This window comes from Deefgea sp. CFH1-16, from assembly GCF_016881365.1.
In the GTDB taxonomy this organism is placed as follows: domain Bacteria; phylum Pseudomonadota; class Gammaproteobacteria; order Burkholderiales; family Chitinibacteraceae; genus Deefgea.
On the sequence record NZ_WLYT01000001.1, the window covers coordinates 1088193 to 1104644 of the forward strand.

22 protein-coding genes are annotated in these 16452 nt (G+C 47.0%); 5 read left to right on the top strand and 17 right to left on the bottom strand.

Translation table 11 applies throughout. The annotated features are described in order from the left end of the window. Positions 1-160: 160 nt before the first annotated feature. Entirely contained in the window at positions 161-736 is a 576-nt protein-coding gene (locus GKO28_RS05890) for a glutathione S-transferase C-terminal domain-containing protein (protein ID WP_182075672.1), read from the top strand. A 63-nt stretch (positions 737-799) separates the two neighbouring features. Here GKO28_RS05890 and GKO28_RS21215 read toward each other — a convergent pair whose 3' ends face one another. The 11 genes from GKO28_RS21215 to GKO28_RS05935 all read right to left on the bottom strand — a co-directional run bounded on the left by GKO28_RS21215 (position 800) and on the right by GKO28_RS05935 (position 9909). Then, entirely contained in the window at positions 800-1066 is a 267-nt protein-coding gene (locus tag GKO28_RS21215) for a TOBE domain-containing protein (RefSeq protein WP_307838954.1), read from the bottom strand. Then, entirely contained in the window at positions 948-1889 is a 942-nt protein-coding gene (locus tag GKO28_RS05900; RefSeq protein ID WP_182075674.1) for an ABC transporter ATP-binding protein, read from the bottom strand. The genes GKO28_RS21215 and GKO28_RS05900 overlap by 119 nt, the downstream gene beginning before the upstream one ends. A gap of 43 nt (positions 1890-1932) precedes the next feature. Next, positions 1933-2787 carry a carbohydrate ABC transporter permease gene (locus GKO28_RS05905; protein WP_182075675.1) on the bottom strand — a complete coding sequence of 285 codons (855 nt, stop codon included), beginning with the start codon at positions 2785-2787 and terminating at the stop codon, positions 1933-1935. A 164-nt stretch (positions 2788-2951) separates the two neighbouring features. After that, a complete protein-coding gene (locus GKO28_RS05910) occupies positions 2952-3851 on the bottom strand; it encodes a carbohydrate ABC transporter permease (RefSeq protein ID WP_203563953.1) in 900 nt (299 codons plus the stop codon). Positions 3852-3944: 93 nt separating this feature from the next. Beyond that, the gene (locus GKO28_RS19360; protein ID WP_247646395.1) at positions 3945-4592 is read right to left on the bottom strand and encodes an ABC transporter substrate-binding protein; all 648 of its coding nucleotides are present in this window, start codon (positions 4590-4592) and stop codon (positions 3945-3947) included. Then, on the bottom strand, positions 4555-4725 hold the full coding sequence (locus GKO28_RS19365; protein WP_247646396.1) for a hypothetical protein: 171 nt from the start codon (positions 4723-4725) through the stop codon (positions 4555-4557). The genes GKO28_RS19360 and GKO28_RS19365 overlap by 38 nt, the downstream gene beginning before the upstream one ends. Then, on the bottom strand, positions 4706-5149 hold the full coding sequence (locus GKO28_RS19370) for an ABC transporter substrate-binding protein (RefSeq protein WP_247646397.1): 444 nt from the start codon (positions 5147-5149) through the stop codon (positions 4706-4708). The genes GKO28_RS19365 and GKO28_RS19370 overlap by 20 nt, the downstream gene beginning before the upstream one ends. A 248-nt stretch (positions 5150-5397) precedes the next feature. Then, a complete protein-coding gene (locus GKO28_RS05920) occupies positions 5398-6042 on the bottom strand; it encodes a response regulator transcription factor (RefSeq protein ID WP_182075676.1) in 645 nt (214 codons plus the stop codon). Next, on the bottom strand, positions 6039-7334 hold the full coding sequence (locus GKO28_RS05925; RefSeq protein WP_203563954.1) for an ATP-binding protein: 1296 nt from the start codon (positions 7332-7334) through the stop codon (positions 6039-6041). Before GKO28_RS05925 ends, GKO28_RS05920 begins: the two co-directional genes overlap by 4 nt. Next, a complete protein-coding gene (locus GKO28_RS05930; RefSeq protein ID WP_182075678.1) occupies positions 7249-8337 on the bottom strand; it encodes a PAS domain S-box protein in 1089 nt (362 codons plus the stop codon). The genes GKO28_RS05925 and GKO28_RS05930 overlap by 86 nt, the downstream gene beginning before the upstream one ends. 117 nt (positions 8338-8454) lie before the next feature. Beyond that, on the bottom strand, positions 8455-9909 hold the full coding sequence (locus GKO28_RS05935; RefSeq protein WP_182075679.1) for an aminoacyl-histidine dipeptidase: 1455 nt from the start codon (positions 9907-9909) through the stop codon (positions 8455-8457). A gap of 383 nt (positions 9910-10292) precedes the next feature. On the opposite strand from GKO28_RS05935, the gene rquA reads away from it, so the two are divergent. The 4 genes from rquA to GKO28_RS05955 all read left to right on the top strand — a co-directional run bounded on the left by rquA (position 10293) and on the right by GKO28_RS05955 (position 12257). Further along, positions 10293-11000 carry a rhodoquinone biosynthesis methyltransferase RquA gene (rquA, locus tag GKO28_RS05940; RefSeq protein WP_182075680.1) on the top strand — a complete coding sequence of 236 codons (708 nt, stop codon included), beginning with the start codon at positions 10293-10295 and terminating at the stop codon, positions 10998-11000. Between the two features lie 165 nt (positions 11001-11165). Beyond that, positions 11166-11558, top strand: a complete 393-nt coding sequence (locus GKO28_RS05945) for a type I restriction endonuclease (protein ID WP_203563955.1) — start codon at positions 11166-11168, stop codon at positions 11556-11558. Next, a complete protein-coding gene (locus GKO28_RS05950; RefSeq protein WP_203563956.1) occupies positions 11551-11706 on the top strand; it encodes a hypothetical protein in 156 nt (51 codons plus the stop codon). Before GKO28_RS05945 ends, GKO28_RS05950 begins: the two co-directional genes overlap by 8 nt. 104 nt (positions 11707-11810) lie before the next feature. After that, positions 11811-12257, top strand: coding sequence for a hypothetical protein (locus tag GKO28_RS05955; protein WP_203563957.1), 447 nt, complete (start codon positions 11811-11813; stop codon positions 12255-12257). A 172-nt stretch (positions 12258-12429) separates the two neighbouring features. Here the strand turns inward: GKO28_RS05955 and GKO28_RS19375 are convergent, their stop codons facing one another. The 6 genes from GKO28_RS19375 to GKO28_RS05980 all read right to left on the bottom strand — a co-directional run bounded on the left by GKO28_RS19375 (position 12430) and on the right by GKO28_RS05980 (position 16407). Then, the gene (locus GKO28_RS19375) at positions 12430-13122 is read right to left on the bottom strand and encodes a transporter associated domain-containing protein (protein WP_247646398.1); all 693 of its coding nucleotides are present in this window, start codon (positions 13120-13122) and stop codon (positions 12430-12432) included. Positions 13123-13168: 46 nt separating this feature from the next. Next, complete coding sequence (locus GKO28_RS19380; RefSeq protein WP_247646399.1) at positions 13169-13747, bottom strand: CNNM domain-containing protein; 579 nt, start codon at positions 13745-13747, stop codon at positions 13169-13171. 161 nt (positions 13748-13908) lie between these two features. Next, positions 13909-14307 carry an acid-shock protein gene (locus GKO28_RS05965; RefSeq protein ID WP_182075681.1) on the bottom strand — a complete coding sequence of 133 codons (399 nt, stop codon included), beginning with the start codon at positions 14305-14307 and terminating at the stop codon, positions 13909-13911. Between the two features lie 123 nt (positions 14308-14430). Beyond that, positions 14431-15096: a HAMP domain-containing sensor histidine kinase gene (locus GKO28_RS05970; RefSeq protein WP_182075682.1), complete on the bottom strand. Its 666-nt coding sequence runs from the start codon at positions 15094-15096 to the stop codon at positions 14431-14433. Then, positions 15056-15769, bottom strand: a complete 714-nt coding sequence (locus tag GKO28_RS05975; protein WP_182075683.1) for a hypothetical protein — start codon at positions 15767-15769, stop codon at positions 15056-15058. Before GKO28_RS05975 ends, GKO28_RS05970 begins: the two co-directional genes overlap by 41 nt. After that, entirely contained in the window at positions 15745-16407 is a 663-nt protein-coding gene (locus GKO28_RS05980) for a response regulator transcription factor (RefSeq protein ID WP_182077408.1), read from the bottom strand. Before GKO28_RS05980 ends, GKO28_RS05975 begins: the two co-directional genes overlap by 25 nt. Between the last annotated feature and the right edge of the window lie 45 nt (positions 16408-16452).

Here is a 16452-nt window from a genome sequence, read left to right on the forward strand (position 1 = left end):
TGATCTGCCTCGGGAAACCGAGGCATTTTTTGTTGTATCGGTGTAGATTCACTAGCCTATCTTACCAATGCCTCCTAGAATCTTACTTCGGTCTCAAGAGAAGCCCATAAAATGAAGCTGATTACCGCACTACATAGCCCATTCGGTCGGAAAATTCGCATTGTCTTGGCGGAAAAAAAAGATTGATTTTGAGCTGATCATTGCCAAACCTGGCGAAGATGATGCCCTGATTCAGAGCTATAACCCACTGGGTAAAGTGCCGGTTTTGGCGCTCGATGATGGCCGTGTCATTTATGATTCCAGTGTTATCGCCGAGCACTTAGACTACCTATCGCCGGTGTGTAAGTTATTTCCAAGCGATCAACGCCCAATGATTAGCGCCAAACGAACCGCGGCTTTGGCCGATGGGATTTGTGATGCTGCCGTTGCCGTCGTGATGGAGCAGCGCCGCCCTAGCGCTTTGCAAAGCCAAGACGCGATAAACCGCCAGCACGATAAAATCATTCGTGGCTTAGCCGCATTAGAAGGCCAACTCGAAGAAAAACGTTGGTTCTCTGGAGATGCCTATAGCATTGCGGATATTGGCGTCATTTGTATGCTTGAATATCTTGATTTACGCCTACCCCAACTGCAGTGGGCCACCCACTATCCGGCTTTGCAGCAATATCACCAGCGCGTCGGCGAGCGCGCGGCCATCATTGAGACTCGGCCAGTCGAGATGACTTCTGTCGCTTAAATCTAAGCCAATAAAAAAACGCAGATCTTTATCTGCGCTTTTTTTATTGGCGGTGGGCTGAGTTTAAATTCTAGCTTCAGTCGCTGGATCAAATAACACCACTTTTTTCATATCCAGCACCAGCTTAATACTTTGCCCTGTGGGTGGAACCAATCTCGGATGCACGCGCGCGATCACTTCCACCCCGTTGATTTCGGTGTACACCATGGTGTCAGGCCCCGTCGGCTCGGTGATTTTCACCTTGCACTCCAACGCACTCGATTGCGCCTCTGCCACATCCAGCTGTTCTGGCCGAATCCCTAGGGTAAATTTTCTCCCCCAAGCGCGCACGCAAATTAGGTCGTTCCGCCAAGCTAATAAAATAAGGGCTCGCCATCCCTTGCAAAGAAACGCCCAACTCGCCGTCATGCTCAATTAAGTGGCATGGAATAAAATTCATCGATGGCGAACCAATAAAACTGGCCACAAAAAGGTTGGCGGGGTTCTCATAGATATCTTGTGGGCGGCCAAATTGTTGAATCACACCGTCTTTCATGACTGCGATTTTGTCGCCTAAAGTCATCGCTTCAATCTGATCGTGCGTCACGTACACAATCGTCGTTTTCAGACGTTGGTGCAGTTGTTTGATTTCAACGCGCATTTCAACGCGCAATTTAGCATCCAAATTTGATAGCGGCTCATCAAATAAAAATAGCTTGGGATTGCGTGCCAATGCCCGCCCCATCGCCACACGTTGCCGTTGCCCGCCAGACAGGGCGGCAGGTTTACGCTCGAGCAAATGATCCATTTGCAGCATTTTAGCCACGCGAGCAATGATTTCATTTTGCTCAGCTTTCGCAATGCCGCGCGTTTCTAAGCCAAAAGCAATGTTTTGTCGAACAGTCATTGTTGGATAAAGCGCATAGCTTTGAAACACCATCGCGATATCGCGATCTTTTGGTGCGACATCATTCACCACTCGATCGGCAATACACACCTCACCGCTGCTGGGGCTTTCTAAGCCAGCAATGATATTCATTAATGTCGATTTACCACAACCGGATGGGCCAACCAAAATCAAAAACTCACCGGACTCAATATCAATATTGATGCCTTTTAAAATTTGCGTATCACCAAATGTCTTGGTGACATTTTTAATGGCTAAAGCACCCATTGCATTCTCCAAATTGATTGAATAAGCCAAGTCATCACTTGACTTAACCTTTGACCGCACCTGCCGACAAACCTTTCACAAAATATTTGCCGCAAAACACATACACTGCAATCGTTGGTAACGCCGCAATCAGTGCCGCAGCCATATCGACGTTGTATTCCTTCACATTGGTCGAAGTATTGGCCATATTATTCAAACCCACGGTAATCGGCTGACTATCCCCCGCTGAGAAAACCACACCAAATAAGAAATCATTCCAAATATTGGTAAATTGCCAAATCAACGTCACCATAATAATCGGCGTCGACATCGGCACAATAATTCGCCAAAAAATACGCCAAAACCCAGCCCCATCCAGCCGTGCGGCTTTAATCAGCTCATCGGGAATGCCCACGTAGTAATTACGAAAAAACAGCGTGGTTGAGGCCAAGCCACACACCACATGCACAAAGACCAAGCCCGTCGTGGTGCTGGCAATGCCCAGCCAACCCAAGGTTTGCGCCATGGGTAGCAGCAAGACCTGAAATGGCATAAACACCCCAAATAAAATCATCGCAAAAATGATATTTGAGCCAGCAAAGCGCCACTTCGACAACACATAGCCGTTAATCGCGCCCAAGCAGGTGGAAATCAACACCGCCGGAATGACCATTTTGACTGAGTTCAAAAAATAGCCCGACAAACCATCACAAGAAACCCCTGTGCAAGCCGAGCTCCACGCCTTACCCCACGCGGCAAAACCGATGTTTTGTGGGAAGGACAATAAGTTGCCCGTGCGGATTTCTTCCATATCTTTCACCGACGTCGTCAGCATCACATACAGCGGAATCAAGTAATACAGCGCGGCAAACACCAGCGCGGCATACACCAAACCCCGCCAAAAACGATCTTGAGTCATGCTGTTCCCCTTATCGCATCGTCGGTTCGTCGGACAAAAAACCCACCACAGAGGCACAAAGGCGCAGAGACAAGCATTCAACATCACGTTGCATTGAATTCAATATTTGTACCTCTGCGTCTCTGTGCCTCTGTGGTGAAGGTATTGGCCTTAGATTTATTTTTTTATGCATTACCGTCTTTCCTCAGCTCTGAATACAAATACGGCACCACAATGGCTGCTACCGCCATCAGCATCATCATCGCGCTGGCTGCACCGACGCCCATTTGGCCTCGAGTAAACGCCATTGAATACATAAAGGTCGCCGGCAGGTCTGACGAATACCCTGGGCCGCCACCGGTTAACGCCATAATCAAATCAAAGCTTTTAATCGCAATGTGTGAGAGCACCATCAAGGTGGAAAACACCACTGGCCGCAATGCCGGCAACACAATTTTCCAATAAATCCGCGGCAAGCTTGCGCCATCAATTTGCGCCGCTTTAATAATTGAATCATCGACCCCACGCAAACCGGCTAAAAACAGCGCCATCACAAACCCCGATGATTGCCATAAACCCGCCAGCACCACGGTATAAATCGACATATCGGAATTAACTAACCAATCAAACGTGAAATGGGTAAAGCCCCAGTCATGCATCAATTTTTCTATCCCTAAGCCGGGATTCAAAATCCATTTCCACGCGGTACCGGTCACAATGAAAGACAGCGCCATAGGGTAAAGATAAATCGTACGAATCGCGCCTTCAAAGCGGATTTTTTGATCCAATAAAACCGCCAATACGATACCAATGCCCATTGCGCCGCCAATAAACAGCACCGCAAAAATTCCTAAATTACGCACTGCAACCCACCAACGCTCATTTTCAAATAAGGTGATGTATTGCGCTAAACCAGCCCATTCATAATTGGGCAGCATGCGCGAGGTGGTGAAGGACAAATAGCCATTCCAGACAATAAAGCCATATAAAAAAACCAAGGTGAGTACAAACGACGGGGCTAAAACGAGGCGCGGCAGCCAGCGCTCCGCAAACCCATAATGGGCCGTACGGACAGGCATCGTCATATTTGGATTCTCCGCAAAAGCAAAGATAAAGAGATGGGTATATGAATGACCAGTACTACTTACTTCATATTCATCCATATACCCAATAGAGAATTACATTGTTTTGGCGGCTTTAGCGATTTTTGCCGCGGCGTCTTTGGCACTCATTTTGTCGTCATTCCAGAACTGCGTGACCACATCAAACATGGCACCTTGGGTCGCAGACTTCATCGCCATACCATGCGCCCATGATGGAATCAAAGTACCTTTAGTCGATGCCATCTTGAAGTCTTCAGCCGACTTTTGACCACACATATCAAACTTGCTCATATTCACCCCCAAACGCGCGGGAATTGAGCCTTTGTTTAAATTAAATAGCTCTTGAAACTCTGGGCTCATCAACGTTGCCGCTAATGCTTGCTGCCCTTTTTCTGCCTCTTTGTTTTTCAATTTGAACATCGCAAAACTATCAATATTAAAGGTGTAAGCATTGGCAGTACCCGGTGCGGCTACACAAAGAAAATCTTTGCCCGGCACTTTACCGGCCGCCATAAACTCGCCTTTGGCCCAGTCACCCATAAACTGCATACCGGCCTTGCCATTAATCACCATACTGGTGGCTAAATTCCATTCGCGGCCTGAGCTATTTTTGTCGGTAAGCGGTTTGATTTTTTTATACGTTTCTAAAGCCTTAATCATCGTTGGGCCGCTTAAAGTGCCTTGATCAAGTTGTACAAACGCTTTTTTTATAAAAATCAGCACCACCCACACCTAAAGCAACGGTTTCAAATACGGTGCTGTCTTGCCAAGGTTGGCCACCATACGCCACCGGCTGAACGCCAATTTTTTGTAATGCCGCTGCGGTAACAAAAAACTCATCCCAAGTGGTTGGCACTTTGGCATTGGCTTTTTTTCAATAACTCTGGATTCACCCATAACCAATTCACCCGATGCACATTCACTGGCGCGGCAACGTATTGGCCTTTGTATTTCACGACGCTAGAGACCACCGGTGGCAATAATTTATCCCAACCACCTTTTTTAGCCACGTCATCAATTGAAGCTAGCACCCCTTCGGCACCCCACTCTTGAATCGAAGGACCTTTAATTTGTGCTGCCGCAGGTGGGTTACCAGAAACCACACGCGTTTTGAGCGCAGTCATGGCGTTTTCACCACCACCACCGGCCACGGCAAAATCTTTCCAGGTGTAACCTTTGGCTTCCATCATTTTTTTTAATTCAGCCACTGACTTGGCTTCACCGCCTGAAGTCCAATAATGCAAGACTTCGACTTCAACAGCCTGTGCTGCAAAACGCAACGCCCATTCCTGCAACCAGCAAACCTAACTTGGTAAGACGCATTATCGTAATCTCCAGATGATTTTAATTTTGCCGAGTGCAGTCCTGCCTTCGGTTGTAGTCAGAATATAGTAACTACATACTGATACAAATCAGGTAATCACCGGACAGGTATTCAACCTAGGGTAAACACCTTACGATTAAATGCAAAAATGCCGTTCACTTTAGCAATGAACGGCACTGTAAACTGACTTAATTCTTTATTTATCTAAGCAAACCAATCGCTCGTTGGCACTTCTTTAAGCATGGCGGCTAATTCCATCGCCGAATGGACATGCATTTTGGTAAAAATTCGCGCCCGATGCACTTCGACGGTTTTGGTGCTGATATCTAAGCGATCTGCAATCTGTTTATTGAGCTTACCCAATAAGATTTCTTGCAGCACTTCGCGCTCGCGTGGCGTTAAATCGGCCAGCAATTCCACTACTTTTTGTTGATGCTGTGCATTACCTCGACGCTGCTGATCTTCACTCAAACACGCTTGTACGCGAGTGAGTAGTAAATCTTGATCGCACGGTTTTTCCATAAAGTCACTGGCACCATCTTTGAGTGCATTCACTGCCATTGGCACATCACCATGCCCTGTTAAAAAAATCACAGGCGGTAAATAGCTGCCTTCGCGCAGCTCGGCAAAGAGCTCAAGTCCACTCATTCCGTCCATACGTACATCAACAATCAAGCAAGCAAAACGGCTAGCATCACCCTCGTCTAAAAAAGCCTCAGCAGAGGCATACGTCACCACAGGGCAATCATGTGTTTCTAGCAATAAAGCCAATGAATCTCGTACCGCTTCATCATCATCAATCACCGCAACGGTTCGAATTGCTGCTTTGTTCGTCAAAACAGGCTTCATGATATTTCCTCACTCACATTAAAAGGCAGGCGAAACCGCATTCGAGTTCCACCACCAGGATTAGGTTCGGCCCACAAATGACCGCGATGTTGCTCAATCACTGAGCGGCAAATATTCAAGCCCATGCCCATACCTTCGGACTTGGTACTATAGAACGGTTGAAACAATTGAGCAGGATCGGCCAAGCCGCCCCCTCGATCTGCGACCGTCACCTTTAAAGTATCGGCGCTAAAACTCGCGCTAACGATAATCTGCCGCTCGCTAATCGGGGTTTCGCTCATTGATTCAAGCCCATTTTTAATCAAATTAAGCAACACTTGCTCGAGCATCACCGGGTCGCCCTGAAAACTGGGTAAATCACTCGGAATATCCAGCACAATTCGTGCCTTCATTTTTTGCACCATGGGCCCAAGTAATTGCACCGGTACGCTGACTAAATCATTCAAAATGCACAATTCTCGCGTCGGCGCGCGCTTCACGACAAACTGCCGAATGCCCCGAATAATTTGCCCGGCACGGCGAGCCTGTGCCGTCATTTTGACCAAGGTTTCTTGTACTTTACCCAGCGGAGGGTCTTTCTTGTACAGCATGGTCTCACAAGCGGCGCTATAGCTGGCAATCGCCGCTAATGGCTGATTGAGCTCATGCGCTAGACTTGACGCCAATTCGCCCATATTGACCAGTCGTGCGGTGTGCTGCAACTGATCATTGCGCGTGCGTGCCGCTTCTTGTGCTTGTTGCTTGGCGGTAATGTCAGTACAGATTTCCAAGATGGCACTGCGATTATTCACCCAATCGACTTTACGTTGCTCAATTTGATAAGTACGCCCAGTGTGCATATCGACGCTTTCAAAGACCCCATCGGGGATTACTGAATCCGTTGGCCAACGCGTTAAACAATACGCTTCGGCATCTTTGGGAATCGCAAAAGTCTTGCTATGCAAACGATTGCGATACAGCAATACCCCGGTTTCAATATCGGTCACCGACACGGCCACTTCCAGCCCTGCCAAGACCGTTCGCAATTGCTGACGCGAGCTCGCCAGCGCTTCACGCTCTTGTTTTAATTCCGTCACGTCATACATTGACGCCATCCAGCCACGATGCACACCATGACTATCGATTAATTTCGAAGAATATAAGCGCACATCAAAGCGCTCGCCATCATTGCGCATAAAGCGTAATTCAAAGCCATTGGCTGGGCATTCACCCCGCAAAATGGCTTGATAGGCATTGGCACACACATCCAGACACTCTGGCGGCCAAAAAAACCATCGGTGGCTTGGCGCCAATTAACTCCGCCTCAGACCAACCCACCATATTGGCAAACGCGCGATTCACGTAACTGAGCTTGCCATCGGTATCCATCGCACGTAAGCCGGTCACTAGCGAGTTTTCCATCGCCGAGCGAAATAAGATTTCATCGCGCAGCGCATATTCGGCATACTGCCTTTCACGCATGCGTAAGCGCAGCATTTTCAGCGACCACAACAGCAACAATAACAGCGCAGTAATTAAGCCAATCAACCAAAAATTGGATTGCTTGGTAATCGGATCGATCGACTTGGCCAATAAACGTAAACTCTGCTGGCTGGCGCCGCCAAATGGCACTTCACGAATATCTTTGCCTGTTAAGCGCGAATGATAGCGATTGGGCGCAATCACTTGGTTATTACTATCGATAAGCTGCAACTGATAGCGCTGCACCATCCACCACGGCACGCGCTGTAATAGTAAAATCGATAAATCGTAAACGGCTAACACCGCACCTTGATATTCGGTTTGATGAAAAAATGGCACCACATGCACCATTTGTGGTGAATTGCGCCAAATCACATTACTCACCATTGGATAACCCAAGGTCGCCGCACCATCAATCACTTCGGTGAGTAAAGAATCATCCAAAGCCACCAAACTTTCGGGACGGCGTTCAAAATTGGGAAAGCCATCACCACGCTGACCTTTGGCATTCACCCACTCTATATTGACGATTTCTGGATTGGACTTCATCAGCGCCTCAGCGCGGCGTTGAAAATCCAACTGCTGCATACTGTCAGACGCCAAGCCATACGCGAGGTTTTCTAAGATATTTTGATTGCTTTGCAAGCGACCACGTATTTCTTGCTCTTGCCAGAGCAAATCTTGCGCCATGGTCGCCTCACGGGCGAACAGCTCATTGCGATAATCTTGCCAAGCGTAAACCAAGACTGCCGTGAGCAATGATGCGATCGCCAAATACGCCAATGCCCACGGCCAATTGCGTTGCCAACTGCTTAAAATAGGCCATTTTTTCATAGGTGAGAGCATACGATGAAGTGGGTTCGATTCCCCATACAGTAATACCCATGCCATAGAAAAAACAAAAACCCTGCTCAATTTGCAGGGTTTTGCGTCTCAATCACCACATCGGCGTTAATTTGCCACGGGCACCGCCGCCAAACTGGCCGTCAATAAAGCCCAAAAATGCGTCACCGAGGCAATCTCAACACGTTCATCCGGAGAATGCGCGCCCCGAATCGTCGGCCCAAATGACACCATATCTAATGCGGGATACGCTTTACCAATCAAGCCGCATTCTAAACCGGCATGAATCACTTTCACTTTTGGCGCTGCGCCATACATCGCTTGGTAAGTCTCTTGCAACACGGTCAACGCCCGCGATTGCAAATTAGGTGCCCAACCGGGATAGGCTCCGCTACTTTCCACCGCAAATCCACCTAAGCGCGCAATCGCCCGAATGGTTTGTACCAATTCGGTTACGCCGGTTTCTGTTAAAGAGCGCACCATTAACACCGCATCAAAACGCCGGCCATCAAACTGCAGCACCCCCAGATTATTCGAGCTTTCCACTACGCCCGCCACTTCAGTACTCCAGCGGCGAATGCCGTGCGGTAAACCCATTAATAAGTTCACCACTTTGGCACTATCGGCGGTGCTGAGCACCTGCTCTGCTTGCGCATCGGCCAGTTGCAGGGCGATATCGGTTTCAACGCCTTGTAACTCTTGCTGCCATTCGGCCAAGCATTGTGCGGCAAATGCCGCAAAATTCGCCGCATCACACGCCGGAATCGCAATCCGCGCAAACGCTTCACGCGGTAAAGCATTACGTAATGAACCACCACGCAAACTCACTAAGCGCAAATCAAATAAAGGTATTGCTTGGAACAATAGACGGGACATGAGCTTGATGGCATTACCCCGCTCAAGATGAATATCAACCCCAGAATGACCGCCCTTCAAACCGGTTAACGCTAAATCACGCACCACCCAGCCCGCAGGCATTGGCTCGGGATGTAAAGTTTGCCCCACACTGATATCAATCCCACCCGCACAGCCAACGTACAACTCGCCCCAGTCTTCGGTATCTAAATTAAACAGCAGCTGCCCTTGTAACCAATCGGGCTGCAAACCTTTGGCGCCACTCATGCCCGACTCTTCATCGATGGTCAGCAACACTTCAAGTGGACCATGGGCTAGATCTTGGCTTTCTAGCACTGCCAATGCGGCAGCAACACCAATGCCATTATCTGCGCCAAGCGTCGTCCCCTTGGCATGCATCCAGCCATCGGCAATATAGGTTTGAATCGGGTCTTGCAAAAAATCATGCACTACGGCTTCGTTTTTTAACGCCACCATATCCAAATGACCTTGCAACACCACGCCCAGACGATTTTCCATCCCCGGCGTTGCGGGCTTGCGAATCAGTAAATTACCAACGGCATCGAGCTCATGACTTAAGCCCAATTGACTAGCCCAAGCTTGGATCTGCGCTCGCAACGCCGCCTCATGATGCGATGGTCGCGGATAAGCACACAACACGGCAAAGTGCTGCCACAACAAGCTCGGTTCAACGTTTTTACAAATCATGCAAAGCCTCAAACAACATTCAACTAGGGCGACAATCTACGGGAATTCGCCAATTTCAGCTGCAGCATTTTAGCGTAATAGGTATTTTTCACACCTAGCATAAACCCTGACAAGAAAAAAACAGCGCCACAAATCAAAACATCCCATAAGAGTATTTCAATAAAGCCCAACAAATTCAACGCTTAGATTTAAATATACCCTATAAATCAATCCAAACCACCCGCGAATAAATAAAAATAAAACGCCAGTATTACCAACCGCAAAACCAATTTTTCTTATCGCTTATTCATAATGAATTTGGTTTAAAGCAAATTCCATCTACCTCTTTTGACTTAGTCTAGATAGCGTTGATCTAGAGATCCGTCGCCTAAGGAATTGCCGCCATGACCCAAAATCATCCGAAACTGATTACCGATCCCTATTACGACGGCGTGCCTGAATACATGACCGAAGTGTATGACTGGGCCTATGTTGATCCGAAATGGGTGAAAGCACTAGATCGCAATATCGTGGTGCGTATTTTGCTGTTTTTAAACGATCAGCGACTGATGAAATGCTATCTGGATGAAATCCAACCCGGCATGCGCGTTTGGCAATTAGCCCATGTTTATGGTGATTTAGTCCGCCGCGCCGCCCAACGCGTCGGCCCCGCAGGCGCATTTCATTTAACCGATATCACCCCTATCCAAATTGAACACGGCAGCAAAAAATTAAAAGACATGGATTGGGCCAAAGTCATTCGCAGCGACGCGGCGGGTTTTGCTGGCATCGGTGGCGACTATCAATTAATTTGCAGTTTTTTCTTATTACACGAAGTGCCCGACGACAAAAAATATGAAATCGTCAATCATATGCTGGCTAAATTACCGGTTGGCGGCAAAGCCATTTTTGTCGATTATCACAATCCCAAAAAATGGCAACCGATTCGCTACATCCTCAAGCTCGTCAACCACCTGCTCGAACCGTTTGCCAATGCCTTATGGGAAAATGAAATTCAGCACTACGCCACTGATGCGGCCAAATTCACTTGGAAGAAAAAGACGATTTTTGGCGGGGTGTATCAGTGCGTGGTGGTAGAGCACGCGAAGTAAACAACAAAACCGCCGGACGATGATCTGGCGGTTTTATATACAACATATGGCGGCTATGGGGCGCTTTGAGTGCACCATTCAAATGTCATGCAGGCTTAAATTATATACAATCGTCAGCTTCGAGTTTGCTTGTTTTCATTTTCACGACATAACCTGTGGGGCTTTATGGAATTTCTTAGACGGTTAAGTGCTCTTGCTGAAAAAATTCGCCAACAAGGCGCGGCAATTCAAACTGAAGAGGCAACAAAAAATGCATTTGTTATGCCGTTCATTAATTCGGTACTTGGATATGATGTCTTTGATCCAACGGAAGTAATTCCTGAGTATGTATGTGATGTAGGAACAAAAAAAGGAGAAAAAATTGATTACGCTATTTTCAAAAATGGCGAAGTGCAGATTTTGGTCGAATGTAAAAAAATTGGTGAGCCTCTAAATATAAATCATGCCGCGCAGCTATTTCGTTATTTCCATGTAACAAATGCTAGAATTGCCATTCTAACAAATGGACAAGTTTATAAGTTTTATACAGACTTAGATTCTCCAAATAAAAATGGATGAGAAGCCATTTCTAGAATTAGACTTGCTAAATATTGATGAATTTATTGCCCCTGAACTGCAAAAATTAACTAAGGCGACATTTGACGTTGAGTCCATCATTAGTGCAGCAGGTGAACTTAAGTATGTAAGCCAAATAAAAAAAAAATAATTTCCACTCAGTTCACTCAGCCTGGAGAGAATTTCGTAAGATTTTTTGCTGCACAAGTATATGAAGGACCTTTAACTCAAAAAGTTAAAGAACAATTTAATGAGTTGACTAAAAAAGCATTGACTCAATTTTTAAATGATCAAGTTAATGATCGCCTAAAGTCAGCGATGAGTGGAGTAGCGACTCCAAGCTACGTTGATTTACCTGTGATAGAAAACCCTACAGATTCGATTGAAGAAAAAATAGAAAGTTTGATTGTTACAACTCAAGAAGAATTAGAAGGATTTCATATTGTAAAATCGATCCTTCGTACGATCATTGATTCAAAAAGAATTATTCAACGTGATACTCAAAGTTACTTCGGAGTTTTACTTGATGACAACAATAGAAAACCACTTTGTCGCTTACATTTCAATAGAAATCAAAAGTATATTGGTATTTTCGATTCTGAAAAAAATGAAACCCGCTATTCTATTGAATCACTCGATGATATCTACACGCATTCAGATAAATTAATATCAACTGTAAAAATTTATGAAAATAATGTTTAAAGCCTATTACGAAAAAACACATCAATAATAACTCTATAAGGCCAGTAGAGATCCACGCTAAAATGAAATTTTGATATGCCATAATCTTGGCGGGTTACGCCTTCGGCTAACCCGCCCGTGTAATGTATTCAGCGGCAGCTATTGATCAACAAAGGCTACAGACAAATACCCATTAATCATCACCCACACTGCCTTCAGACTTGGTCGCTGGCATCACTTTCACCAACACAATCCGTGGGCCGTTCATTTTTTTGACGACGATGGTAAAGCCATCAAATTCGATGCGTTCACCTTCGACCGGTAGATTGCCAAGTTTCCATTGAATCAAACCACCGACAGTTTCCGCTTCCGGGTGATCGATGTCTTTACCCAGCATTCGGCCCAGCGAATACAGCGATAAACTGCCTTTGCCCAACAGCGCGCCGTCGTCTTGCTCTAACCAATCATTGCGCGATTGCCGAAATTCATCACGGATTTCGCCGACCAGCGCGGCCATCAAATTATCCAGCGTGACAAAGCCCATCGGCTGCGCTTCATCGGCGTAGGTGACGATAGCAAAATGCGGCGCGCCTTCGCGAAAGCGGCGAAACAATTCTAGCACCGGCGTTTCTGGCGTGACTTGTTCCACTGGGCGCACGTAATCGCTTAAATCGGATACGTCGGCGTGGCGCAACTCGGCCAAAAATAGATTTTTTAAATGAATAATCCCCAACACTTCACCGTCTTCATTCACAAAGGGATAGCGGCTAAAGCGTTGCGTGGCGATGACTTGTAAATTTTCGGCCAGCGAGACATTGCTATGCAGCACCGCTGCCTCATGAAACGGCCGCATCAAATCGGCGACTTTCAGTCGGCCAAAATCCAATGACTGCTCAACGACATTCCATTCTTCGCGGCTATTGCCATCGCCGTTACCGCGCGCAAATCATTTTTAACTCATCGGCTGAATAATGACTTTCATGACCAGAATGCCCATCCAAACCCAATTGGCGTAACAAACTATTGGCGCTGTGATTGAGCAACCAAATCGCTGGATACATTAGCCAATAAAAGAAATACAAGGGAACCGAAGTCCATAGCGCCACGACTTCAGGGCGGCGGATGGCCAATGATTTAGGCGCTAATTCGCCAACGACGATATGTAAAAATGAAATTAAAGTGAAGGCAAAAAAGAAGGAGACGCTATGAATCAAGGCCGCCGATTCAACGCCCAGTACCATAAAGAGGGGCTCAAGTAAGCGAGAGAATGCCGGTTCACCAATCCAACCTAAACCGAGCGATGCTAAGGTGATCCCGAGCTGGCAAGCCGATAAATAAGCGTCCAGTTGACTATGCACTTTGGCGAGAATTCGCCCGCGCCAGCCATAGATTTTGGCTAAACCCTTAGCGCGAGTAGCACGCAATTTAACCAAGCCAAATTCGGCGGCAACAAAAAAACCATTGAGCAGCACCAACGCCAAAGCGATGAGGCTTAAAAAGAAATTTTCCATAATGCGGGCTAAGCCCGTCCAGAACCAATCAGCATTTTATTTTAGCGCTCCGATCCCATTGCAGGGACAAATATTCAGCAAAGCACCAAAAAGACCACGAATTACGGCAAAAAAGAGCGCATGCGCGCTCTTTTTAAACTCAATCTGACAAACAGCTCAAATTACATGGCGTGTTTTTTAGCTGCAGATGCTTTAGATGCTGAGTCTGAAGCTTTTTTAGCTTGGGCTTTTTGCGCTGCAGATGCTACGTGTGATGCTTTTTTAGCTTGAGCTTTTTGTGCTGCTGAAGCGACATGTGATGCTTTTTTAGCTTGGGCTTTTTGTGCTGCTGATGCTACATGCGATGCTTTTTTAGCTTGGGCTTTTTGCGCCGCTGATGCTACATGCGATGCTTTTTTAGCTTGAGCTTTTTGTTCTTGAACTGCGGCTGGTTTTACTTTTTTTGCTTGTGAATGATGTTTTGTTGCGTGGTGTTTAGCCGGTACAGCTTCAGCCGCAAAGCCAGATGCGGCAGTCAATGCAAAAGCGCTAGCAACTACAAGAGCAAGAATTTTTTTCATGGTCATCACCTTGTCAAAACAGAGTTAGGAAACACGAACTTCGTGTTAGCTCGCACTATAAATTTGTAAACTTAGTGAATACTTAGCCCAGCCAGCTGAGGTGTAACCAAATGTAAACGGTATTTAACTGAGCGGTATGCGCACCTTTACAATGAGTCCAGTACCCTGCATCGCATCCAATAATTCAATTTGCCCCTGCAAACGCTCAATCGTGTTTTTTACAATCGCCAAGCCCAAGCCTGTTCCTTCTGCCTCTTGCCCTAAAATACGATGAAATGGTTCAAAAACCTGTATTTTCTCCACATCACTAATCCCTGGCCCACTGTCCGCGATTTCAATACATAAAAAACCGGCGTGCAGATAGGCAGTTAGATCAACCACGCCACCTTGCGGGGTATAACGCACCGCGTTATCCAATAAATTACGCAGCAAAGTACGGATATCTAAATCATGCGCCAGTAGGCTTAGACCCTCATCTACCTTGGCCCCCAGATCGATGTTTTTTGCTTCTGCTTGTGCGGCAATCTCTTCGAGGAGTTCACGAATAATCGGTAATAACAAAATCGGCGTAACTGCCGATTTCATCAACGCTTGGCTACGCGCAAAAGCCAGCAATTGCTCAAGTAGATTTTTGGCGCGATCAATTCCTTGCTGCAAAGGAATCAAGCGAGCTTGCGTTTCGCTCGATAATTCGGTCGCCATCACATTTTGGGCCTGCAATGACAGCGCCGTCAGCGGTGAACGAAGTTCATGCGCCGCATCTGCGACAAAGCGCCGCTGTAAATCCATCGCTTTGCGCAACGCGCTCTAATAAGCGATTGATGGATGCCACAAAAGGACGAATTTCATCTGGAATCTGGTGCGCAGCCAATGGCCGCAAATCTTGCTCTGCGCGACTATCGACATCATGCGAAAGCCGCGTAATCGGTTTGAGCATGCTACTGACCATAATACTAATCAAGGCGGTCAATATCGGAATTAACACCACCAAGGGCAACACCGTTCGGTAACTACTATCGGTCGCGATTTGATCGCGGATTTCTGATTGTTGCGCCACCGCCAAACGCTCGCCAGAGCGCAAAGTACGCACAAATACCCGCCAACGCTCACCATTGAGCACAATGGTTTGAATCCCGTCATGCAGCAGATTGGCGGGCAAGGCGATCTTCTCGCCGCCAGTGCCAGCGCCACTGTCGCCCAAAGTTTGAATAATCAATTTCAGATCAGGGTCGGCTTCTTTGTCTTCTCGACTTAAGTCGGGCGGCTCAACGGGCAAGCCATGCTCGTCAACCAAGGCCGCCACTTGCCGCAATTGATCATCTTGCAGCACTTTGGCTTCTTTAAATGCGGTAAAAAAAGACAACGATCCCGCAGCGACCGCCACCAGAATAATCGCCAGCGATAGCCACAGCGATAATCTAAAGCGCAGCGACGACGTTAATTTGCTTTGGAAACCATCCATCCCATTCCCCGAATATTTTTAATCGCCGTAGCGCCGAGTTTTTTCCGCAGACTGTGAATCAAAAATTCAACCGCATTGCTTTCTACTTCTTCATTCCAGCCATAAATTCGATCTTCTAATTCTTCACGCGACAAAATTGCCCCAGGGCGCAGCAATAATGCCTGCAATAAAGAAAACTCCCTTGCCGATAAGCGTACGGTTTTATCGGCGCACTGCACTTCACGCAAGCTCGGGTCCAAAAATAACACGCCATTATTTAAAATCGGGCTGGCATTACCCGCTTTGCGGCGCACCACTGCCCGCATGCGCGCCAGCAATTCGCCCATTTCAAATGGCTTAACCACATAATCGTCGGCGCCCAAATCAAGGCCAGCGATTCGATCATTCACCGCATCTCGCGCCGTCACCAACAAAACCGGCAAGGCATGATTATTTTGTCGCGCCCAGCGTAGTACCTCCAAGCCATTACAGCGTGGCAAGCCAACATCCAGCAACATCACTTCATAGCTTTGCACATTTAACGCCGCCATCGCAGCCTCGCCATCATGCGCCCAATCCACGGCGTAAGCAGCATCTTGCAACGCCATTTGAATCGCTGCGCCGATCATAGGATCATCTTCAACCAGCAATACTTTCATATTTGCATCCATTTTCGCCGACCTTAGTCAGTATACGACGAACAC